This window comes from Paracoccus zhejiangensis, from assembly GCF_002847445.1.
Taxonomy (GTDB): domain Bacteria; phylum Pseudomonadota; class Alphaproteobacteria; order Rhodobacterales; family Rhodobacteraceae; genus Paracoccus; species Paracoccus zhejiangensis.
Genome location: NZ_CP025433.1, coordinates 24968 through 46465 on the forward strand (window position 1 = coordinate 24968; position 21498 = coordinate 46465).

The 21498-nt window shown below is 62.0% G+C and carries 23 protein-coding genes and 5 pseudogenes; 11 read left to right on the forward strand and 17 right to left on the reverse strand.

Annotated elements, in window-relative coordinates; translation table 11 throughout:
• Positions 1–230 precede the first annotated feature (230 nt).
• A complete protein-coding gene (locus CX676_RS22715) occupies positions 231–419 on the forward strand; it encodes a hypothetical protein (protein ID WP_157936045.1) in 189 nt (62 codons plus the stop codon).
• 166 nt (positions 420–585) lie between these two features.
• On the opposite strand, the gene CX676_RS21680 is transcribed toward CX676_RS22715, so the two are convergent.
• Positions 586–1071: a hypothetical protein gene (locus tag CX676_RS21680; RefSeq protein WP_101754872.1), complete on the reverse strand. Its 486-nt coding sequence runs from the start codon at positions 1069–1071 to the stop codon at positions 586–588.
• A gap of 326 nt (positions 1072–1397) precedes the next feature.
• On the opposite strand from CX676_RS21680, the gene CX676_RS23350 reads away from it, so the two are divergent.
• The 4 genes and pseudogenes from CX676_RS23350 (at position 1398) to istB (ending at position 4313) form a co-directional block, all read left to right on the forward strand.
• Positions 1398–1634 carry a hypothetical protein gene (locus CX676_RS23350; RefSeq protein WP_101754873.1) on the forward strand — a complete coding sequence of 79 codons (237 nt, stop codon included), beginning with the start codon at positions 1398–1400 and terminating at the stop codon, positions 1632–1634.
• Entirely contained in the window at positions 1526–2449 is a 924-nt protein-coding gene (locus CX676_RS21690; protein WP_101754874.1) for a Hint domain-containing protein, read from the forward strand. Before CX676_RS23350 ends, CX676_RS21690 begins: the two co-directional genes overlap by 109 nt.
• Positions 2450–2908: 459 nt before the next feature.
• Positions 2909–3529 (forward strand): annotated as a pseudogene (locus CX676_RS21695) (Mu transposase domain-containing protein); the annotation flags it as partial.
• Entirely contained in the window at positions 3519–4313 is a 795-nt protein-coding gene (gene istB / locus CX676_RS21700; RefSeq protein ID WP_101751536.1) for an IS21-like element helper ATPase IstB, read from the forward strand. The pseudogene CX676_RS21695 and the gene istB, both read left to right, overlap by 11 nt.
• 80 nt (positions 4314–4393) lie before the next feature.
• On the opposite strand, the pseudogene CX676_RS21705 reads toward istB, so the two are convergent.
• Together CX676_RS21705 and CX676_RS23145 are read right to left on the reverse strand one after the other, a co-directional pair.
• A pseudogene (locus CX676_RS21705) lies at positions 4394–4690 on the reverse strand (alcohol dehydrogenase catalytic domain-containing protein); the annotation flags it as partial.
• Between the two features lie 43 nt (positions 4691–4733).
• Positions 4734–4889, reverse strand: coding sequence for a hypothetical protein (locus CX676_RS23145; RefSeq protein ID WP_232816734.1), 156 nt, complete (start codon positions 4887–4889; stop codon positions 4734–4736).
• Here CX676_RS23145 and CX676_RS21710 point away from each other — a divergent pair.
• Positions 4855–5241 carry a winged helix-turn-helix transcriptional regulator gene (locus CX676_RS21710; protein ID WP_232816737.1) on the forward strand — a complete coding sequence of 129 codons (387 nt, stop codon included), beginning with the start codon at positions 4855–4857 and terminating at the stop codon, positions 5239–5241. The genes CX676_RS23145 and CX676_RS21710 overlap by 35 nt on opposite strands.
• On the opposite strand, the gene CX676_RS21715 is transcribed toward CX676_RS21710, so the two are convergent.
• The 4 genes from CX676_RS21715 to CX676_RS21730 form a co-directional block, all read right to left on the reverse strand.
• Entirely contained in the window at positions 5173–5559 is a 387-nt protein-coding gene (locus CX676_RS21715; protein WP_232816738.1) for an Lrp/AsnC family transcriptional regulator, read from the reverse strand. The genes CX676_RS21710 and CX676_RS21715 overlap by 69 nt on opposite strands.
• Before the next feature lie 346 nt (positions 5560–5905).
• The gene (locus CX676_RS21720; protein ID WP_101754877.1) at positions 5906–7138 is read right to left on the reverse strand and encodes an NAD(P)/FAD-dependent oxidoreductase; all 1233 of its coding nucleotides are present in this window, start codon (positions 7136–7138) and stop codon (positions 5906–5908) included.
• Positions 7139–7188: 50 nt separating this feature from the next.
• Positions 7189–9249: a catalase gene (locus CX676_RS21725; RefSeq protein WP_101754878.1), complete on the reverse strand. Its 2061-nt coding sequence runs from the start codon at positions 9247–9249 to the stop codon at positions 7189–7191.
• Positions 9250–9409: 160 nt separating this feature from the next.
• Entirely contained in the window at positions 9410–9817 is a 408-nt protein-coding gene (locus tag CX676_RS21730) for a pyridoxamine 5'-phosphate oxidase family protein (RefSeq protein WP_101754879.1), read from the reverse strand.
• 296 nt (positions 9818–10113) lie between these two features.
• On the opposite strand from CX676_RS21730, the pseudogene CX676_RS21735 reads away from it, so the two are divergent.
• Positions 10114–10410, forward strand: a pseudogene (locus CX676_RS21735) (Arm DNA-binding domain-containing protein); the annotation flags it as partial.
• A 238-nt stretch (positions 10411–10648) separates the two neighbouring features.
• Here the strand turns inward: CX676_RS21735 and CX676_RS21740 are convergent.
• The 5 genes from CX676_RS21740 to CX676_RS21760 all read right to left on the reverse strand — a co-directional run bounded on the left by CX676_RS21740 (position 10649) and on the right by CX676_RS21760 (position 13761).
• Complete coding sequence (locus CX676_RS21740; protein ID WP_101754880.1) at positions 10649–10876, reverse strand: hypothetical protein; 228 nt, start codon at positions 10874–10876, stop codon at positions 10649–10651.
• 1 nt (position 10877) lies between these two features.
• Positions 10878–11213, reverse strand: a complete 336-nt coding sequence (locus CX676_RS21745) for a DUF1419 domain-containing protein (protein WP_101754881.1) — start codon at positions 11211–11213, stop codon at positions 10878–10880.
• A 471-nt stretch (positions 11214–11684) separates the two neighbouring features.
• A complete protein-coding gene (locus CX676_RS21750) occupies positions 11685–11876 on the reverse strand; it encodes a hypothetical protein (protein WP_101754882.1) in 192 nt (63 codons plus the stop codon).
• A gap of 834 nt (positions 11877–12710) precedes the next feature.
• Entirely contained in the window at positions 12711–13028 is a 318-nt protein-coding gene (locus tag CX676_RS21755) for a hypothetical protein (RefSeq protein WP_101754883.1), read from the reverse strand.
• Positions 13029–13335: 307 nt separating this feature from the next.
• Positions 13336–13761 carry a hypothetical protein gene (locus CX676_RS21760; protein ID WP_157936046.1) on the reverse strand — a complete coding sequence of 142 codons (426 nt, stop codon included), beginning with the start codon at positions 13759–13761 and terminating at the stop codon, positions 13336–13338.
• 328 nt (positions 13762–14089) lie between these two features.
• Between CX676_RS21760 and CX676_RS21765 the strand changes: the two genes are divergently transcribed.
• Together CX676_RS21765 and CX676_RS21770 are read left to right on the forward strand one after the other, a co-directional pair.
• Positions 14090–14323, forward strand: a complete 234-nt coding sequence (locus CX676_RS21765) for a hypothetical protein (protein ID WP_101754885.1) — start codon at positions 14090–14092, stop codon at positions 14321–14323.
• 199 nt (positions 14324–14522) lie between these two features.
• Positions 14523–15280: pseudogene (locus tag CX676_RS21770) on the forward strand (IS5 family transposase).
• On the opposite strand, the gene CX676_RS21775 reads toward CX676_RS21770, so the two are convergent.
• Positions 15236–15850 (reverse strand): winged helix-turn-helix domain-containing protein, encoded by a 615-nt coding sequence (locus CX676_RS21775; protein ID WP_101754886.1) that lies wholly within the window; start codon positions 15848–15850, stop codon positions 15236–15238. The pseudogene CX676_RS21770 and the gene CX676_RS21775 overlap by 45 nt on opposite strands.
• Positions 15851–15926: 76 nt before the next feature.
• Here CX676_RS21775 and CX676_RS21780 point away from each other — a divergent pair, with 76 nt between their 5' ends.
• Positions 15927–16181: a hypothetical protein gene (locus tag CX676_RS21780; protein WP_101754887.1), complete on the forward strand. Its 255-nt coding sequence runs from the start codon at positions 15927–15929 to the stop codon at positions 16179–16181.
• 232 nt (positions 16182–16413) lie between these two features.
• Here the strand turns inward: CX676_RS21780 and CX676_RS21785 are convergent, their stop codons facing one another.
• The 4 genes and pseudogenes from CX676_RS21785 to CX676_RS21800 all read right to left on the reverse strand — a co-directional run bounded on the left by CX676_RS21785 (position 16414) and on the right by CX676_RS21800 (position 19678).
• On the reverse strand, positions 16414–16923 hold the full coding sequence (locus CX676_RS21785; protein ID WP_198590394.1) for a DDE-type integrase/transposase/recombinase: 510 nt from the start codon (positions 16921–16923) through the stop codon (positions 16414–16416).
• 154 nt (positions 16924–17077) lie between these two features.
• Positions 17078–17290 (reverse strand): annotated as a pseudogene (locus tag CX676_RS21790) (transposase); the annotation flags it as partial.
• A 265-nt stretch (positions 17291–17555) separates the two neighbouring features.
• Positions 17556–18638 carry an ABC transporter ATP-binding protein gene (locus tag CX676_RS21795; protein WP_101754888.1) on the reverse strand — a complete coding sequence of 361 codons (1083 nt, stop codon included), beginning with the start codon at positions 18636–18638 and terminating at the stop codon, positions 17556–17558.
• On the reverse strand, positions 18629–19678 hold the full coding sequence (locus tag CX676_RS21800) for a substrate-binding domain-containing protein (protein WP_101754889.1): 1050 nt from the start codon (positions 19676–19678) through the stop codon (positions 18629–18631). The genes CX676_RS21795 and CX676_RS21800 overlap by 10 nt, the downstream gene beginning before the upstream one ends.
• A 162-nt stretch (positions 19679–19840) precedes the next feature.
• On the opposite strand from CX676_RS21800, the gene CX676_RS21805 reads away from it, so the two are divergent.
• Entirely contained in the window at positions 19841–21481 is a 1641-nt protein-coding gene (locus CX676_RS21805; protein WP_101754890.1) for an alpha-glucosidase, read from the forward strand.
• Positions 21482–21498 lie beyond the last annotated feature (17 nt).

Here is a 21498-nt window from a genome sequence, read left to right on the forward strand (position 1 = left end):
CAAGCTGACGACGGTCCTGACCACAACATCACGGGAACCGGGCCCCTTCGGGATCTCGAGAGCCTGCAGCGAGGCAGGCGGTACGTGTCGTGTCAGATCGTAGCTTCCATCCTGAAGCTTTTGCAACATGGGTGGCCCAAGTCCGAAGCGGGTTGCCTCGACCTCTATTCAGCATGCGCACGCCAGCGGGCGAAGAGCTGTGGTGGTCAGCGGCCGCGGGACAGCGATAGATGGTCCGGGACAAACCCCGCGCCGATCTCCCCGGGCCGCGCAAGCTTGGGCCCTATCCGGATCGCGAACTCGACTGCCAGGAAGTCTTGGAAAAAGGCTTGCTGGCGCTCGTCGAGAAGGCGGAAGCGGCGGGATGGGATGCCTGGATGAGCGGGATTGCGGCGGATGAGCGGGATTGCGGCGGATGAGTTGGAGCGTCCGCTGGCCGATGGAGCGCTGATGCTGATCGACGAGGACGACACCTAAGGCCGTCGATCCGACCGGGACGCCGCACCGGGCGGTGCGGCTGCGCGAAGCGCCGGGCCGGGTTGGCCTCGGCCAGGGTCGGGGCCGGCCCGGTCAACTGGGCCACCATTACCACCACCAGCGCCCTGCCTTATAGGCCCGGCCAAGATCCCGGTATTCGACCAGTTCGCCAGTCAGATCGACAATTCGCGCGAGGATTTCGCCGATTTCGCCGGGCTGTGCGTCATGGACGATCAGCCACTCCATCGCCTCGCGGTCGAAGCCATAGATGGACCAGAAGGCGTGTCCACCCGGATCGCAAACCTCGATGCTGCCGCCCATGTCCCGAACGGGCGAAACCCGGAAGCCCGAGAAGTCAAAGATGGTCATGCCGGCACAGAAGCCGTTGAAGGATTGCGCCAGCGCAGCCTCATCAAGCCGCTGTCCAGCGCGGCGATATTGCCCCGCGCTCATCCATTTTCCCGCTTCCTCGGCCTTCAGCCGCAGTTCATCCAGCGTAAAAGTGCCGAGATATTCGCCGGTCACATCGAACGCCGCCCAGAGATTGAGCCAGCGCCCCTCATTCCGGGCCAGCGTGTCAAAATTGCGGATCATGCTGTAGAGCCTCCTTTTTGCGACGGTCCCGCCTTGGTCTGCGTCTCGGTCGGGGTGCCCATAATCGGGCGGGTTTTCAGGCGAGGACGCGGGAGCCGCGCGACGTGGCCCTCAAAGGGCAGGTGCGTTCGGAGCCGCAGGCGAAGAATCCCCCTGCTGGCGCAGCCCGCGCCTTTGGCGCGGGCTTCAGCTGATCTTCTTCACCCTCACAGCACGGGCTGACGCTCGATCCTTGATGGGATGGATGCCCCTCCCGCGTCTCGCGCCCAGCCCGCGCCCGCGTCAGGGATCGTCACCCGTCCGGGCCGTGATCGGCGGGAAATGACATTGTTGAAGGTGGCGCCGGCATCGACACGCTGCGCGGCGGGGCTGGCAATGACAGCCTGAGCGGCGGCGCCGACAAAGACCGGCTCGAGGGCGGGGCGGGCACGGACAGCGTGACCGGGGCGAGGGCTTGGACACCTTCCTTGCCGGCGATGCCGACATCATCACCGATTTCAACACCGCGACCGAACAGGACATCGCCGATGGCGATCAGGCGAATAACGATTTCATCGATCTGAGCGGCTATTACAACGCCGCCAATCTGGCCGCCTATAACCTGGCGAATGGGACGAATTATGCCACGCCGCTTGGCTGGCTTCGGGCCAATCAGGCCGATGGCGTTCTGCAATCCGCAGGCGGGCTGATCATCCGCAATGGCGGCGCAGCTGTGGCGGGGTCGAAACTGACCTGGGACAACGCCAATGTTCTCTGCCTTGCCGCCGATGCCGGCATCCGCACCGCCTCGGGCGAGGTGGCGGCGGGTGATCTGAAGGTCGGCGATCTGGTCGAGACGCGGGATGCCGGGCTGCAGGCGATCCGCTGGATCGGCGCGCGCCGGCTGGACGCTGCGATGCTGGCCGCGCATCCGAAGCTGCGCCCGATCCGCATCCGCAAAGGGGCGCTTGGCGCGGACCGGCCAACGGCGGATCTGGTCGTCTCGCCGCAGCACCGGATTCTGGTGCGCTCGCGCATCGCCCGGACCATGTTCGGCGCGGACGAGGTGCTGGTTGCCGCCAAGCAGCTGTGCCAGATCGAGGGCATAGACGTTGCGGAGGACCTGGGCGGGGTTAGCTATGTCCATTTCCTCTTCGACGCCCACCAGATCGTCCTAGCCAATGGCGCGGAAACGGAATCGCTCTATACCGGCGCCGAGGCGCTGCGATCGCTCGGTCCGGCGGCCTACGAGGAAGTGCTTGGCCTCTTTCCCGAACTTGCCCTTGCCGGAGATGATCCGGTTCCGGCGCGCGAACTGGTGTCAGGCCGGCAAGGCCGGAAGCTGGCCTGGCGGCATCTGCAGAACGGCAAGCCGCTGGTGGGAGAGGTCCGGGGATAAGGCAGGACCGTGCGGTCGTTCGCGAAGGTGCGGCGGAATTCTCACGGCTCGAGCGCGATCTCGGCAGCGGATGCGCCCCCCTCATCTCGCAACTGGGGTAGTGATTGAGTTGGCCGTGCGGTGATCTCGGGTGCCAGAGGAACCTCATGTTCGGGAACTCACCGCCCGACCCGGACCGATCTGTCAGAGTCCAACTTCAAACCTCGATCAATCGCACCTCCCAACTGAACCCTCGAAAATGAAAATGCCCCGCCAATTCAGGCGGGGCATACTCGTTCCTCGGGGGGGCAGGAACATATGACTGCACTATGGAATCGATGAGACCTTATGTAAACTTATCTGTTTAGATAGACCATGCGCCAACCTGCCTCGTTTCCCCTGCAGAGGGGCTCTGTTGCACAAAACCGGTGAGGGATTCATCTCGTGAATCGCGCGTGGTAGCTGCGGAGCATGAGCAGACCCACACCCCCCGCCTTCGATGGCTTTGTCGAGCAAAGCAAGCGCGTCTCACCGACCTGCCTGATCAGCTTCGAGCGCAATCGCTACAGCGTGCCGGCGTCTTTTGCCAATCGCCCTGTGAGCCTCAGGATCTATCCCGAGCGCCTGGTCATTGCCGCCGAAGGGCAGATTTTGTGCGAGCATGAGCGGGTGATCGAGCGCTCGCACCACCTGCCGCCGCGCACCATCTACGATTGGCGACATTACCTTGCTGTCATCCAGCGCAAGCCCGGTGCCCTGCGCAACGGGGCACCATTCGAGGAATTGCCGCCTGCCTTCAAGCAGTTGCAGGAGCATATGTTGCGGCGGACCGGAGGCGATCGCGAGATGGTCGATATCCTCGCCTTGGTTCTGCAGCACGACGAACAGGCGGTGCTGACCGCGGTTGAACTTGCCCTGTCCGAGGGCGTCGCGACCAAGACTCATGTGCTGAACATCTTGCACCGCCTGATCGATGGCAAGACCGACACCCCACCCGTCGACACGCCCCAGGCGCTGCACCTGCGTCGCGAGCCCAAGGCCAATGTCGAACGCTATGATGGCCTCCGGGCTCACATGAGCGGAGGCCGCCATGCGTCATGATCCTGCCAGCGGTGCCATCGTGATCATGCTCCGCAGCCTCAAGATGCATGGCATGTCGCAAGCCGTCACCGATCTGATCGAGCAAGGCGCACCAGCCTTCGAAAGCGCCGTGCCGATCCTCACCCAACTGCTGAAGGCCGAAATGGCCGAGCGAGAAGTTCGCTCAGTCGCCTATCACATGAAGATCGCCCGCTTTCCCGCCTATAAGGACCTGTCAGGCTTCGACTTCTCGGCCAGCGAAGTCAATGAGGCGACGGTGCGCCAGCTGCATCGCTGCGAGTTCATGGGCGGCGCCGAGAACATTGTCCTGATCGGCGGCCCAGGCACCGGGAAGACCCATGTCGCAACCGCCATTGGCATTCAGGCCATCGAGCATCATCGCCGTAAGGTCCGGTTCTTCTCGACCATAGAACTGGTCAACACGCTCGAGCAGGAGAAAGCGAGAGGCAGGACCGGCCAACTGGCTGAAACCCTGATGCGGCTGGATCTCGTGATCCTGGACGAGTTGGGATACCTGCCGTTCAGCGCATCAGGCGGCGCATTGCTCTTTCACCTGCTGAGCAAGCTTTACGAACGCACAAGCGTCATCATCACCACCAATCTCAGCTTCAGCGAATGGGCCACCGTGTTCGGCGACGCGAAGATGACTACAGCGCTGCTCGATCGTCTGACCCACCGTTGTCACATCCTGGAAACCGGCAATGACAGCTTCCGCTTCAAGGCAAGCTCGGCTGCTGCGACCAGAAAAAAGAAGGAGACCTCTGATGTCTTGACCCGGTCATGACCCGACCAAGATAATCTCAAGGTGGGTCAATTCTCGATGGAAAACCCGGGTCAGTTCTAGTTGGAAATCAACAACTGACTGTTCGCGCCAGGGCGTGTGATGGATCCGGCATAGAAAACCTCGTCGCCGACGGCGAAGCCTTGGGTCTCGGGCCCGACCTCGGCCACCCGGCCGACCGCATCCCAGCCAAGCACCTTCCAGTCGCCCTCGGTCGGGGTGGCGCTTTTGCGCACCTTTGTGTCCACCGGGTTGACCGACACCGCCGCCACCTCGACCAGCAGGTCATGGCCGGTGGCGGTCGGACGCGGCAGGTCGATGTCCTGCAGCGCATTCGCGCGGTCGATGGGTCCGGGTATCTTGTAGCCGATGGCCTTCATGAGATCGCTCCACTGTTTCGTTTACGTCAAGGCGAAACTGGTCTTACTTTTGGGTTGCGACAATACGCACAAACAATGCACATAGTGTCGAAAAGGATACTGTCATAGCCAAGGCCCGCCATTCCCGCTTCGACTGCACGCCCGGCTGTTCGGTCGAGGCGGCAATCGGGCTGATCGACGGCAAGTGGAAGTCGATCATCCTGTGGCACCTGCTGTCCGGCACACTGCGCTTTAACGAGATCCGCCGCCACATGCAGAACTGCACGCCGCGCATGCTGACCAATCAGTTGCGCGAGATGGAGGAGGTTGGGCTGATCACCCGCAAGGTTTACGCCCAGGTGCCGCCCAAGGTAGAATACTCCTTGTCCGATCTGGGGCGCACAATGGAGCCGATGCTGCGTGCCCTGAAGACTTGGGGCGACGAAAACATCGGCCTTTATGGCAAGCCGGTTGGACACGATCCACGCGACACGGCCCGACCCTCAGCCCTTGGGCAGATGTCCGGTCGGCAGGGCCGTGGTGTATTTCACCTGATCCAGGGCGAAGCTTGACCGGATGTTGGCCACGCCCGGGATCTGGGTCAGGACGTTCATCACCAGATCCTGATAGCGCAGCAGATCCTCGACTACCACGCGCAGCATGAAATCTTCGGAACCGGTCATCCGGTAGCATTCCATCACCTCGGGCCGGTCCTTGATGGCGTTGGTGAACGTCCCGAGCGAGGCCTTGTCCTGACGTGCCAGCGTGACATGGACAAACACGTTGACCAGCAGGCCCAGCTTGACTGGATCGACCAAGGCGACCGAGCCGCGGATCACCCCGCGCTCACGCATGTCGGCCACGCGCCGCCAGCAGGGCGAAGCCGACAGGTTTGCGTGTCGGCCCTGTGCATAGCGCTCATGGAGCGTCGGCCAAAAAGCGTTAAAGACTGTCGAAAGCGGCCTGTCGCCGCGCATGCCAAAGATATTGCTTGCCGCTACATGCGGCCGCATGAGGAACTGTGGGATAGCCGCTATGTCTAGCCCTCGCCGGAGTGATCGATGCGGCTGAGCCCTAACGGGCGAGGAAATTTTGGCTACACATCGACGCCGGGACGAACTGCTGGGCATCTGGACGATTCCTCAGAGCTGCCGGTTCTACCTGATGGTCTGGGCAGAGTGTGAGGTGACGGGGCGGGAAGAGCTTTTCGTACTACGCCGGCCCAACCGCGTCTCGTCACCTCAGCCGGAACAGACCGGCATCCGGGTCTTTTTCGCCAGCGATGCCAGCCGAAACAATCTGGGCGGCGATCATCGAGAAGGTGATGCCGTTTCCCCCGAAACCCATCACGGCCCAGACCCGGTCGTGTCCCTTGACCCGGTCGATGATCGGCAACCCGTCATCCGTGACACTGAATGGTGCGGACCAGGCGAATTCCGCCGGTCCGACAGCCAGACCCGTCAGCTTTTCCAACTTGGCCAAGATGGTCCTGGATTTGCGCGCCAGCAGTTTCGGATCGCTGTTTCTCTCTGATGCGTCCTCATCCTCGCCCCCCGCGATGATCCGACCAGAGGGGTCGCTGCGGAAATACAGATAAGGATCGGACGCTTCCCAGACGATGGTGTCTTTCAACCAGCTTGGTATGTGCTTGACCTTGCCCGTTGCGAGCGCCCAGGTCGATGTGACGTGGTGCGATTTCGTCTGCATCTGTGGCAGGAATTCGTAGCCTGTGCAGAATACCGCGTGATCTGCCGTCAGCACCCGGCCGTCACTGGTGGCCAGCGCCACGCCGCCCGGCAGTTCAGCCATATCGGTAACTTCGACAGGCGCCGCAATCAGCGCACCGCGCGCCTTGCACGCGCGCAGCAATCCCGCCGTCAACTGCGCAGGGTTCGCGCTTGCGGAATCCGGCGACAAAATCGCGGCTGCGCGCGAGATGCTGTAAACGGACCGAAGCCTTGCGCGGTCGATCAGGCTGGCCTTGATGCCGATCTTGCGCCTCGCTTCCACTTCCGCTGCCAGATTATCACCGTCCATCTGATTGCCGGCCAGATAAAGCGCGGGCTTGCGCTGCATCTGGCAGTTGATCTTCAGGCGCTCGACCAGTTCGACCAGGTCATTCACGGCGGCTACGGACCGACGCCAAGCGGCGTTTGCCGCGCGCGCGCCGCGTTGCGCCTGAAGCTCGGTCAGCGGCACGTCGATTTCATGCTGGATCATCGCGGTCGAAGCCGGGGTTGACCCGCTGACGGGCGAACGGCGATCAAGGATCAGCACCTTGCGTCCCTGCTGCGTCAACGCCTCGGCCGTCAGCGCGCCACTGATACCTGCGCCCACGACAACCACATCAAAGCGGTCCCGGCCCGGATCGGCGCGGTGGGGCACAGAAATGCCGCGGGTGGTCAGCCAGTAGGGCTTGCCCGTACGCAGGTCATCCTTGCGGGTTTCGGCATCCTTGGCGTTCGTCATCTTTGAGTGTCCATTGAGATGGGGCCGCCTGATCCAGCGGCCCATAAGGGTCATGCGAGATCACGGACCTTTGGCTCTCGGTCCCAATAGCGTTTGCTTGCGGCGGCCACGAAGTCCTCATTCTTGACGACGCCCTCATCTGCCTCGATGTGGCAGTGATCCAGCAGCTCCTTGGACCCCGGGCAATGACCGATGGCCTTGAGATGCGCATAGGCGTCGCTGACCCAGGCCTTCGCGGCGGCGTCCTTTTTCAGTTTTTCGACCTGTTCGGGCATCAAGACCATCGCAACCGCATCAAAGATGACAGAGGGGCTGCCGGCCAGCTGACCGTCAGCGGCAAGCGTACCACCCTTGACCTCCATCTCGCCCACCTTGGGGGCGACCAGCATGACGCTTCCGCCCTTCGCCTCGACATCGGATTTCAGCTTGTCGATGGTCGCCTTGTCTGACCCTTCGGCAAACAGGATGCCGACCTTCCGGCCTTCCAGCGTGTCTTTCCAGTTCTTCTGGATCGACAACGCATCCGAGGGTGCAAGCTCGACCGGCTCCCGGAAGGGCTTTGCCGCCTTGGGCAGATCAATGCCCAGCCCATCGGCCACGCGCCGGCCAAGATCGGGGTGGATGTTCTGGATGACCGATACCACCCGATCGCGCACATGCGGCAGGCTGACCTTGGACAGTTCAAAGGTGATGGCGCTGGCGATATGGGCACGTTCGTTATCAGTCTGGCTGAGCCAGAACTGGCGCGGCTGGCTGTAGTGATCGCCGAACGTCTCGTCTCGCTTGCGCAGTTTTTCCGATGGTTCGTTGCCGAGCTCGGTGTTGTCCTCATAAGTATGGAAGACCGTGCCGGTTTCGCGCGGGCCAGCATCTTCGCCCGCCTCATCGAGACTGTTTGGTTCGTAATTCGCACGCCCCTTGGGGATCATTGTCTGCATCATGCCGTCGCGCTGCATGTTCGCGAAGGGGCATTTCGGAGCGTTGACCGGAATCTGGTGGAAATTGGTGGTCCCTAGACGGGATTTCTGCGTGTCCAGATAGCTGAACAAGCGCCCCTGCAGCAGCGGGTCATTGGTGAAGTCGATCCCCGGCACCACGTTCGACGGCAGAAACGCCGATTGCTCGGTCTCGGCGAAGAAGTTGTCCGGCCAGCGGTCCAGCACCATCCGGCCCACGACCCGCAGCGGGGCGTCCTCTTCCGGAACGATCTTCGTGGCGTCCAGCACCGAATAGGGCAGGCTTTCGGCCAGCTCGTCGCTGATGATCTGAATGGCCAATTCCCATTCCGGGTAATCGCCCGCCTCGATTGCCTCGAACAGGTCGCGGCGGTGAAAGTCGTTATCCGCGCCCTGCAGCTTTGCACTTTCGTCCCAAACCAGCGACTGGACACCCAGCTTGGGCGTCCAATGGAACTTGACGAATGTAGATTTCCCTTCGGCATTGACTAGCCTGAAGGTGTGCACACCAAAACCCTGCATCATCCGCAGGCTACGGGGAATGGCACGGTCCGACATGGCCCAGATCAAGGTGTTCATCGTTTCGGGCATCAGCGAGATGAAGTCCCAGAATGTATCATGCGCGGAAGCTGCCTGCGGATAGCCGCGATCCGCCTCCATCTTCACGGAATGAATAAGGTCGGGAAATTTGATCGCATCCTGAATGAAGAAGACCGGAATGTTGTTACCGACCAGATCCCAGTTGCCTTCATCAGTATAGAATTTGACCGCAAAGCCCCGCACATCGCGCGGCGTATCAACACTGCCTGCCCCGCCCGCAACGGTCGAAAAGCGGGTGAAAACCGGAGTCCGCTTTCCCTTTTCGGCAAAGAGGCTGGCAATGGACAGGTCCGGGATCGCATCGGTGCACTCGAAATAGCCGTGCGCCGCGCTGCCGCGAGCATGGACGATCCGTTCCGGGATACGCTCGTGGTCGAAATGAAAGATCTTCTCGCGCAGAACGAAGTCTTCCAACAGCGTCGGCCCGTTGGACCCCGCTTTCAGGCTGTTCTGGTTATCCGACACCGGAACGCCGTGATTGGTTGTCAGCTGTTGATCATCACCCGCGCGCTGATGCGTTTCGCCTGCATTTCCTGTCTGGGCCTTCTTGTCCATGGTCGTCTCCGCTAGCTGGAAAATTCTGATCGCGGCGAAAGCCGCGCGTTCTTGCTACAGTTCTGTCACCCGGGAAAGCAGAGGCCGGCCCCGCAGCCGCCCAAGTGGGCAATCAGACGCGTCGGCCTATTCTACCACCCTTCTTGCAGAGGCTGCAGGTTCACAATTCCACGACGCCGTCGCCCGGCTTGCCCCAGCATTCCGCGCGGCTGGCGGCCACTTCGATCAACGTCAGGCCGGGCGTGTCGATCCCCTGTTCAAACCACTGGTCAAGTTCGTCCGTCCAATGCTTCTTGAACAGCGCTTTATCATCTTGATGAAGCTTTGCTTCGCCCGACAGCACGATCCAGGTATCCTGTCCTTGACAGGTGAGCTCGGTTGCAGGGTTCTCACTGAGTTCTTGAACCTTGCGGGTTTCGCCATTGCTGAAAAACCAGTTGCTGCCATCCCATTCGACCTGAGAATTATTCGACATCGGTCGGGACGATACGCCCCCGTCCTTCGCAACAGTGGACATAAAGCACAGATCCATGTCGCGCATCGCCTCAACAATAGTTTTCTTTTCCATGTCAGTTCATCCCATAATGTAGACCGGCTGTCTCTCTGAGGGCGCGTTGGAGTTCTGAACCGGACGGCCCAGTCCAAAGCCTGATTCAAGACTTGCCTTCCATCGGACCCAAACGAAACGGAGCTTTGCGGGTTCCGCCAGGCAGCCTTTGTTTATGCTTTCGGGTAATGCCCACCGGCACACCTCCTCCCTACTTCCGCCCCCTTCCGCCTCCCCGCCAGTCCCCGCGTCCATGTATGACTTGCCATGTGCGCGAGGCTGAGCCTCATGTGGGATACAAGAAGGAGGCGCCGGGCATGGTGAAGCGGTTGAGGTTGAACGAAAAATCGGTGCGCGAGGCGGCACCGGAGCCGGGTCGGGACTATCAGATTTTTGATAGCGAGGTGAGGGGATTTGCGATCTGCATCTACCGCTAGGGCAACCGGGCCTTCACGCTGGACTATCGCCATGCCGGGCGGCAGCGGCGGATGACGCTGGGGCGCTGGCCGGAATGGTCGACGGCGGCGGCGCGGGAGCGGGCCAAGGAGTTGCGGCGCGACATCGATGAGTGTGGTGCAGATTGGTTGCAGTCGCAGGAGATGCCGCGTGTTGCGGAGGCGAAGCCTAGCAAAACGCCGGGGCGGGCATGAACGCCATGACACCAATGTCTGCGGCAGATCGCAGTTCCGCTATCGATAACCCCTGCCCGGCCGAATGGCCTGCCCAACGCCTGGCTGAAGCCCGTAGCATCGTCGCCGATTTCGTCCATCAACCGGACAGTCTGATCATCCTCGCCTGCCGCGCCATCGCCGCGCATAGCCAGCCTGCTTTGTTTCGTAGGTGTTGGCCATGTCAGTTATCCTCCACCGTGAACACGAGGGTTTCGCCCTCGATGGTGAATGGCACACGCTTGATCAGCAGCTGTTCCATGGCCGTCTGGGGGACGCCGGGATAGGTCTCGGTCATGATCTTCATGATGCCGGGGCGATAGTCCTCGAAAAGGCAAGCATTCGTGGCCCATGCCACGAGGCCGGGCGTGTGAACGAGGGACGAGGAGGCGAGGCGATAGGTCGTTGCCATGTCACACCGTCCTTTCTGCGAAGGCCAGATGGTCTCGGAAGGCGCGCACGGCGTTGGTGAAATCGCCGCTGCGTTCCCGGTTGATGGACAGATAGAAAAACCGCCCCCCGTGCCGCAGAAAAGCGTCCGTCAGGCTGCCGGTGGCGAATTCGGACATGCTGAACCCGTCTGCCGTGTAATCCATCGGCGGCAGGATGTTCAGGAAATTGTCATAGATCTCTGCCGTGGTTTCGAACCACTGGCCGGCGCTACGGGTCTCGGCGCTGAAGCCGCGATTGATCAGCGCATAGGACTGATCGTGCCCGGCGATGCCGTCATGCAGTTTCTCGAATTTCATGGGCGTGGCCCTCCATTGTGGTGATGCGGCGGGGTTCTGTGGCCCCTTCCGCCGATGGGCGAAGCCTTTCCTCTTTGCTGTCGAAAGGCCCCGTGCCTTTCGGACGGCAAAGCGGGAAGGGCGCAGCCCTGCCCGCGGCCCTGGGGCTGACTGTCAAGGGGTCGGGAAGGTGGGGTGGTGCGGCCCGCAGCGCGGCACGCGCGAGGACACGGCCCGGCGGCCCGACGACGCGCTTGCGCGGCGCTGGCCCCTTGACCGGCAGACGCAGGGATGCGTGGCGGACAAGACAAACAGGAAAGTCGTCGGAATGGGGGTGAGCCGGGCCTGCCCGGTCGATCCCCCGGCCCGTCCGCAGATCATTTGGGCCCGCGCCCACGCGCGGGCTGCCAGCGAACTCTCCGGGCCGGAGGCCGTCGCGCAAGCGACCGGAGGAAAACGGCGAAGGGGCGGCTTGCGCCGCCCCTTGCCGGTTCACTCCTGGTCGTCGTCCCGTTTCGGGAAGGCGACCATATCGAGGCCGGGGAACATGTTGTGGCGGACCTGGATCGAGGTGATCTCGCCGGCGGCGTTGCGGTTGATGAAGAGGACGCCGCAGCTGTCCCAGAAGTTCTTGCCGTCCTTCTCGCCGGTTTTGACGCGGAGCTTCATGCTTTCGTTGGCCATTGGAGGTTCCTTTCCTGCTTGGCGTTTCGATGAAACCCCTGGGGACAGGGCAGACCAGGCGGCTGTCAAAGGCGAATTTGGGCCGCGAGGAATGGCCAGAGGCCAGGGGAAATTCGCCCTTGAAGGCCGAAGGCCGCCAGCCGCGCTGCCCTGTCATGGTTCATCGGTAACAAACGCCCCTTGCAGGACGGAAACCAGCTGGCCAGAGCAGCAAAGCGATCCGCGGACCGGCAGCGAGAGGGACGGCAGAGACTGGGACCGGCAGAGAGGTGACCGGATCAACCGCCGCGCCGCTGGCAGGGCCCGCACCCATTGCCTGCAACCCTGTTCTCGGCGGGATTTTAGCCCTTGGACAAGGCTGGTCGACCGGGGACTGGCGGGGGCGGTGCAAGCCTGCCCGATGATCCGGTGGCTCGCGCGACGACCTCCGGCCTTCCCGCGCAATGTGACCGTCACCCGGATGGGCCGAGACGGGCGGAGCAGGGCGGTCAGGACCGGCGCGCGAGGACTTGGCTCGGGACGAGACAGACCGCAGGTGCCGCAGCCGACCGCTTCGCCCGGACTGGCTCGGGTCCGGCCGGAGGCCGGACGAGGGCACGGTCGCCGGCTTGCCGGCGATGCGCCCAGACAGATGACAGCATTGTCCTGACTCTAGCTCAGCGCGACGCCGCCGGTCGGCCGTGAGCCCAAACTACCGCACTGTGCCGGCGCGACGTTCTGCGTAAGGCAGCGAAGGAGCCACGGGAAAGCCGACCCCAAGCAGCCTTCCGGTGGCTACTAACAAAGTTGCGGATGCAGCCTGCATTGCTGGCTGACCTTCCTGATGCCGCATTGTCAGAAGGAGAATTCAGGGTTATTGCTCTCATACCATTCCCGGATGGTTCTGTTCAGGTTTGAGAGCGCAAGTCCACGGCTCATGCGTATATCGAGCAATGCAAAGTCTTCCGTGAACTTTGCTGCATCGTCACCAGAAGCCGTGAATTCAAAACGCCCTCCAGAGCATTCGTCGTCTGGATCATCGCCGACAACGCGCCAACTACCGATGACTTCTCCGTCGCGAGTAATGACCTCACCCTGTGACAGACGCGGGTCATACCCGCTCTGCATCCACTCATCGTAGCCGACGAAGTTGATTGGATAAATCAGTGCCATCCCTCGACTTTGTCCGCAATGACCCTGCGACGCAAGTCGTCAAAAACAGTCAATTACATGCATCTTCGGCCCGCATTGGACTACGACGCGCCCGCGCGCCGCCCGGCCATTCACCGACGCGCGAGGATCTGGCTCGGGTCCGGCCAGCGGCCTGACGAGGGCACGGTCGTCGGCCTGCCGGCTATGCGCCCGACAAATATCGGACCTTCTCAATTTCTTGCGGATATAGCACCGGCCTTCCTGGACTATAAGGTCGCTTTGAACACCAAGATAACTGAAACGTGGGCACTCTCGTCGGACCAGCGATTCAGGTTTTGGATCCGGCGGGCATGGCAAGCGCATTCATCAACTGAGTCCGCACCTCCTTCGGGTCGCCACGCTCCATCGTCGCGATAACGAACACCGCCTTGCGGCCGGACGCCTTCGCCCAAGCCTGACCGATCTGCTCTTTCTCCCGACTATCGCGGCTTTCCTCTGGCGAACGGTCCTTGCCCTTGTATTCGACCACCAGAAGGCGGCCATCCTCCATGACGGCCACGAAATCCGGATAGAACTTGTCGGTCGAGGTCGGCAGCGAGAAGGAATTGGGATGTCTGCTGACGTTGCGGGTCCAGTATTTCAGACCCGGCAGGGAATCCAGCGCGAGGGCGCACTTTACCTCTTCGCCGCCATCCTTGCTGTCGAAGGTCGGCACCTCGTCCGGCCCCATGAAGTGGCGCTTGAACTTGTACATGCCGCGATACTTGGTCACATCGATATACATCTCGTCGAAGAACCGGATCCGGGTCCAGCCGCACCGCCCGCTCGGCCATTTCGATGGCCAGGACCCGATCCGCCTCGGCGCTTTCGCCCCAGCCGAACCGCGAAGAGAAATCGTACATGTTGGCGAGGCGGGAATAGGCCTCGGTATAACCGGGGTCCATGTCGAGCGCACGGCGGTAGAGCGAAATCGCGCGGGTGACGCCTGGACGGTCAAGCGAGGCCTCGAAGTGACGCCCCTGCAGGAGCAGGTCGTAGGCCGAGACGTCTGAGGTGCCTGCGCTCAGCAGACGTTCCTGCTCTTGCGGCGCGAGCCTCACGGCAAGCGCGTCGATGATCTTGGAGCGGACGTCGTCCTGGATGTCGAAAAGGTCGCCAAGCTGCCGGTCGTAGCGCTGCGCCCAGACATTGGAACCGGTCGTCAGTTGTACCAGCTGAACGCTAATCCTGATCTGCTCGCCTTCGCGCTGAACGCTACCATCCACCATGTGGGTGGCTCCGAAATGTTTCATCGTGTCGGCGACAGTTTCGGGTGAGCTGCGTAGCACGAAAGTCGTGTTTCGCGACAGGACATTCACCGCTCCGATGCGGGACAGGTCGGTCAAAAGATCCTCCGCCAGCCCTGATGACAGATAATCCTGTTCCGGATCACTGCTAGGCGGGATCGACATTCAGGATTTCCAATGGGGGATTTGAGTGATTCATAGGGTTCCATGTTTGGACATGGAGCCGATGATGGCCACGAAGCGCTATGAGTTGAACGACGCGCAGTGGGAGAGGATCGCCACGCTTTTGCCGGGTAAAGCGGGCGATCCGGGGCGGTCTGGCCTGGATAACCGCTTGTTTGTGAATGGTTGTCTCTGGGTTCTGCGGTCAGGTGCACATTGGTGCGACCTGCCGGAGCGCTATGGCAAGTGGAAATCCGTGCATCGCCGCTTCAGCCGCTGGTGTCATGCCGGGGTCTGGGAACGGGTGTTCGAGAGCCTGACGCAGGACCGTGACAACCAGTATCTGATGATCGACTCGACCATCGTGCGTGCCCATCAACAGGCGGCCAGTGGAAAAGGGGGGCGCGGGATCAGGCGCTGGGGCGTTCCCGAGGTGGACTGACCACAAAGATCCATATGCTTGCCGATGCGCTCGGGCGGCCCTTGCGGTTCCTCATCACGCCGGGCCAGACAGGCGACGTCACCGCGGCACCCATCCTGCTGGAGGGGCAGGAAGGCCGCGCGGTGCTGGCGGATAAAGCATATGACAGCAATGCCTTACGGGCGGTGATCGCGGATATGGGTGCACAGGTCGTGATCCCATCGAAACGCAGTCGCAAGATCATCATCCCTCACGACGCCATCATCTACCGCCAGAGAAACAACATCGAACGCTGCTTCGGTCGTCTCAAACACTTCCGACGCTTCGCAACCCGCTATGACCGACGCACCATCCACTTCTCAGGCTTTGTCCTGCTTGCCGCAGCTATGATCTGGTTGAGCTGAATGTCGATCCGGCCTAAGATTCTCGAAGGGTAGTACAGCAATTGTAACCGGCTCTTGCGGTGCCGCATCGCGTCCAAGGAACGTTTCGGCAGCGGCGACGACAATGAAGAGAGCGACGACCGTCGCAACGAGGGCCACGATCACCCGGAGCCCGGGTCGCCGCCGGGTGTACTCTTGCCCCGGCAAAACCAACACAGCGGACGGAGGCGCGTCATCGGGCGCCGGAGCCGCCGTGAGCCGATAGCCTTGCTTGGGCACTGTCGTCAGCCGCTTCGCGTCTTCCCCGCCGAGCGCACGCCGTATCTCCGAAATGCATTGGACGAGGCTGTCGTCAGTGACGTGCGTGTCGGGCCAGACCTCCCGCATCAGCGATTCCTTCGTGACGAGCCTCCCGCGATTTTGGGCCAAAAGGCGCAATACGCGTGCCGTCTGCGGCCGAAGAGGAACCTTCGTGCCATCGGGCGAGGTCAATTCCTCGTTTTCGGAATTGAATCTAAATGCACCGATCAAAAGGGTTTTTCGAGCTTTCGTCAAATTTCGGGCCAGCCTTCGTGACTTTCGTGGCCGCAAACGAGCTTGCTGACTTCAGGCGCTTCGATTGGCGCTGTAACCCGCACCAAACCAATTCCCAACCACGGAGACCATTATGTTCAGGGCAACCATCATTTCCACCATTTTCGCCGTCGGCGCCTTCCAAGTCTCGGCAGACCCGACCAACGACTATGACCTGTCGATCCTTCCTGCGGACGTCGCCGCACGTGTCATCGAGATGCAGAAACATGGCGACCGGTTCGAAGCGACGATCCGGGCGATCTTCGTTGAAGCAATGAAACCAGACTGGACCTTCGAAGACTCCGGTCAGGAGTCCGCCGACATCACGGTCGCGGACCAGAAAGACTGATCAACAGTACCGCATAAACGGCGGAGCCGGTTGCATTGACGCAAACTTATCGGCTCCACCGAACTATGCGTGAGGAACGATCTGTATTGTCGTGCAACGGACCCCGCCGGTCATCGGATAAAGTAAGTTTGATGGCATCGTCGGTTGCCGGCGGCGCTCCTCTTCCGACGCGCCGCCATGGTCGCGCAGGTCCGGGCGATATGGGATCGAAGGACCGACTGAGACTTCCCCTTTAACCGCCTTCCAGAATGTACCCGCGATATTTCGCGCCCTTGAAGCGATGCTGGACGACTTCCTGGTAGGCGGGGTTGAAGTACCAGTCGCGCGCCGCCAGCATGCCGGGGTATTCGAGGATGACAGCTCCTTCGATGTCGGGGCCCTCGAGCACTTCGAACGCCCCGTTGCTGTGCGCCTTGTCAGTGACGATGGTCAGGGGATGATACAGACGAACGGTCTCTCGGGCTTGCCGCAGAAACGCCCTTGCAGCCTTGGCATCTCGCCGCGCCGTTAGCCGAAAATCGATCAACTGGTTGAGCTGGTCCACGGCGCGCCATAGATAACACCGGCGTCCGCCGACGCGGATGTAGGTCTCATCGACATGCCACTGCAGCCCGCGCCAGGAACGATGGCCACCATAGGCCCGTTTGCGGATCTCGGGGCCGAACTTCCTGACCCAGCGGGGACGGTGGAGGCATCGACCGTCACCCCGCGCTCGGCCAGCAAATCGCGGACGTCGCGGCACGACAGCGGGTAGCGACAGTACCAGCGCACCGCCAAAAGGATAACCTCCCGAGGAAAACGATGCCGCTTGAACGGATTCTTGCGCTGTGCCATCGGATCCCCATCGTTACCAACCCAAGGAACTTGCTGTGGTCGGGCAGTAAATGCAACGGACCCGTCACCCGCGTCAGTTCACGCTTCAGACGCCGGATCTCAGCATCCTTCTCCGTCTCGCCCGACGACGCTCTCTCGAACTTGCGCTTCCATGGGTAAAGAGAGTGCGCGCTCACCCCGAGCCGCTGCGAAACCTCCGAAACCGGATAGCCGCGTTCGGTGATCTGCGCGACCGCGTTTCGCTTGAGCTTGTCGCTGAAATTGCCTTTGCCCATCCTGGCCTCCTTGCCTCAAAATTAGCGAAGAGGGCGTCTGCGAACCTACGGGCTATTCACTGTGGTGCCGTTTTCCCGAAGGCGTCGATACCGGCGCGATCGCGCAGACCTGCGTGGAGGGCAACGTCGTGCTTGCCCCGGCAATGTCTTCAGCCCCTCGCAAGGCGCGGCCGTCTTCATGCGCTTCAATGTGGCGCAGATGGCGGATCTGCGAGTCTACGATGCGCTGGAACGCGCCATGCGATGGCGCGGCCGCGCGATCCGGTCAGCGGGCGATGCGATCCGTCGTCGCGGCATCGAACAGCGAGACCTTGCTGCGGTCGATGGCGAGGCCGATGCGGTCGAGATTGGTTTCATCCATCCGGCCGGGCAGCTTGGCGGTCAGCGACCGGTCGCCGATCTCGAACAGCACATAGCATTCCGAGCCAGTATTCTCGATCATGGTCGGCGTCACCAGCAGGTCGGGCGTATCGCTGAGCACCAGATGCTCGGGGCGGACACCGAAGATCACGTCGCGGGGCAGGTCGGCCCCGAAACCGGCATCCATCTGCACCAGATGCTGACCCATGCGGACGGCATCGCCCTCGATGATGGCGGGGCACAGGTTCATGGGCGGGCTGCCCATGAAATCCGCGACGAATGTATTCGCCGGGTGCTCATAGATCTCCTGCGGGGTGCCGATCTGCTGAACATAGCCGCCCTTCAGCACGACGATCCGGCTGGCCAGCGTCATCGCCTCGATCTGGTCATGGGTCACATAGACGATCGAGGCATGGGTGCTGCGGTGCAGTCGCTTTATCTCGGCCCGCATCTCGACCCGCAGTTTGGCGTCGAGATTCGACAGCGGCTCGTCGAACAGGAACAGCTTGGGGTCGCGGACCAGCGCCCGGCCCATCGCCACGCGCTGCCGCTGGCCGCCCGACAGCTGGCTGGGGCGGCGGTCCAGCAGATGGTCGATCTGCAACAGCTTTGCGACCTCGGTGATCTTGTCCCGCGCCTGCGCCTTGGGCACGCGGCGGATCTTCATGCCGAAGCCGATATTCTCGCCCACGCTCATGGTCGGATAAAGGGCATAGGACTGGAACACCATTGCGATGTCGCGGTCCTTGGGCGGCTCGTTGGTCACATCGCGCCCGCCGATGGTCAGGGTGCCGCTGGTGATTTCTTCCAGACCGGCGATGCAGTTCAGCAGCGTGGACTTGCCGCAGCCCGAGGGGCCGACCAGCACGAGGAACTCGCCCTGCGCCATTTCGATGTTGATGTCATGCAGGATCTCGACGGCGCCATAGGCCTTCTTGAGGCTGCGCGTTTCCAGCGCCGTTGCGGCGGGGGTCGTGTCTAGGGCCATGCTGTGTCTCCTTGGTCGGGCGCGGGGCCGGTCGAGTCGCGAACGATCAACTCGGCGCGGTTCAGGGTTTGAAGAGATCTCGGGTCTGCCCCGCCGATCAGGTCGATCAACGCATTGGCCAACGGGGCGCAGGCGTCGCGCAGGGGCGCGCGGGTCACGGTCAGCGAGGGCGAGAAATTGATCGCGTCCAGCAGGGGCAGAGAATCGTCATGGGCCATGATCGACACATCCCGAGGCACCGACAGGCCGCGGTCCCGGACAGCATGCATCACGCCCTCGGCCAGTAGCATCGAGCTGCAGATGAAGGCGGTTGGCGGCGCGCCCCGCTGTCCGGCCAGAAGCGAGAGTGCCTGCCGGTATCCGGCGGCCTCGGAGGGCGTGTCATGGGTCAGCGCGCCCTCGACCACCGGCAGCCCTGCCTCGGCCATCGCGGCCAGAAAGCCGTCGCGGCGGCGAGTCGCATAGCTGTAGCCTTCGGCGCCGTTCAGATAGGCGATGCGCTTGTGGCCAAGCGCGGTCAGAAGCTGAACCGATTCGGCCGCGAGGGCGAAATTGTCGATGGTGAAGAAGGGATAGTCGGCATCCAGCCGGTCGCGGCCATGCACGACGAAGGGGATGCCGCGTTCTCGCAGGAAGACGACGCGCGGATCGTTCGGTGCCGGAGCATTCAGGATGAACCCGTCCAGCAGGTCACGATCCAGCATCCGACGATAGGCCTTGACCGGGTCGCGACCCTGATCGACGGCAAGGACCAGGTCGGTGTCGCGCGCCGCAAGCGCGGCCGACAGGCCGACCAGAATTTCCAGGAATGTCTGGTCGGCGCGCAGATCGGCACTGGTCTTGACGATCATGCCGACCATCCCCGCCCGCCCGGTCACCAGCCTCTGTGCGCTGCGATTGGCGCGATATCCCATTTGTTCGGCCATCTCCCGCACACGTTTGCGGGTCTTCTCCGAAACCTCGGGAAAGTCGTTCAGGGCGCGGCTGACCGTCGCCGGCGAGAGGCCGAGATGGTCCGCAATGTCCTTCAGTGTCGCCATGGTCCGATCTTCTGCAAGATTTCTGTAAGTTTCCGATTTCTCTGAAGAATGCACGAAATTTTCCCGCTTGCATAGAGTTTTTTGTTGATTCAAAACGTTTTGAATATTTTTGCATGGCTGCTATGTTGGCGCCGAATCGAATCCACGGCTGGAGTGACTCCGATGCAAGAATGGTGGCGCGACGCGATCATCTACCAAATCTATCCCCGGTCCTTTCAGGACAGTTCCGGCGACGGCATCGGCGATCTGAAAGGGATCACCAGCAGGCTGCCGCATATCGCCTCGCTGGGGGTGGACTGCATCTGGCTGTCGCCGATCTTCATGTCGCCGCAGAAGGACATGGGCTATGACGTGTCGGACTACTGCGATGTCGATCCGATCTTCGGCACGTTGGTCGATTTCGATGCCCTCATCGCCACCGCCCATGATCTGGGCCTGAAGGTGATCTCCGATCAGGTCCTCAGCCACACCTCGGACCAGCATCCCTGGTTCAAGGAAAGCCGAGCCGACCGCGACAATCCCAAGGCCGATTGGTATGTCTGGGCCGATCCGCTGCCCGATGGCTCGCCCCCCAGCAACTGGCACAGCCATTTCGGCGGGCCGGCCTGGGAATTCGATGCCACCCGCCGGCAGTATTACCTGCACAATTTCCTGGCCTCGCAGCCGGACCTGAACTTCCACAACACCGACGTTCAGGACGCCATTCTGGATACCTGCGAATTCTGGCTGAAGCGCGGGTTGGACGGGTTCCGGCTGGATACCGTTAACTACTACTTTCACGATGACGAACTGCGCTCGAACCCGGCGGCGAAATCCGCGCATCAGGTCATGGCGACCGATCTCTACGGGATGCAGCAAAACATCTACAACAAGACCCGGCCCGAGAATCTGGGATTTCTGCAAAGATTGCGCACGCTGACCGACCGTTATGGTGATATCATGATGGTCGGGGAAGTGGGCGAGATGGGCGACCGCTCGATCGAGATCATGGCGGAATACACCGCCGGAACCGACCGGCTGCATATGTGCTATTCCTTCGCCATGTTGTCAGAGGTCTTCACAGCCGAGCATTTCCGCCGCTGCATCGCGGGTTTCCAGAAGGGCGCGCCGGACGGCCATCCCTATTGGTCCTTCTCGAATCATGACGTGATGCGCCACCCGTCGCGTTGGGCCGATCACGCCGTCAGCCATGACGCGATCGCCCGGCTGAGCTGCGCCATGCTGATGGCCTTCGAGGGCACCATCGGCATCTATCAGGGCGAGGAACTAGGCCAGGAAGAGACGGTCATGCAGTTCCACGAACTGACCGATCCGCCCGCACTGCGCTTCTGGCCCGCCGTCAAGGGTCGCGATGGCTGCCGCACGCCGATGGTCTGGGACGCGGCCGAACCCCATGCGGGCTTCAGCATCGGCACCCCCTGGCTGCCGGTCAAGGCGCCGCAGAAGGCCCGCGCCGTCGATGCGCAAGAAGCCTCGGCGGACAGCATCCTGAAATTCTATCGCAAGGTCATCGCCTTCCGGAAGGCCAGCCCGGCGCTGACCGTCGGCAAGACCACCTTCCTCGACGTGCCCGAGCCGGTCCTGGGCTTCCGTCGCGAGGCGCCGGGCCAGGTGCTGACCTGCCTGTTCAACCTGTCGGCCGAGCCGGTCGCGTTCCGGCTGGGCGGCAAGGCCGCGATCACCGGCCCCGCCGAGGCCGGGCTGGACGGCGGCACGCTGACGCTGCCCGGCAACGGCTTTGTCTATCTGCAGCATGACGGGGCGCTGTCCCTGACCGCCGCGACGTTTGAAACCACATCCTGATTGAAGACCCCAAGGGA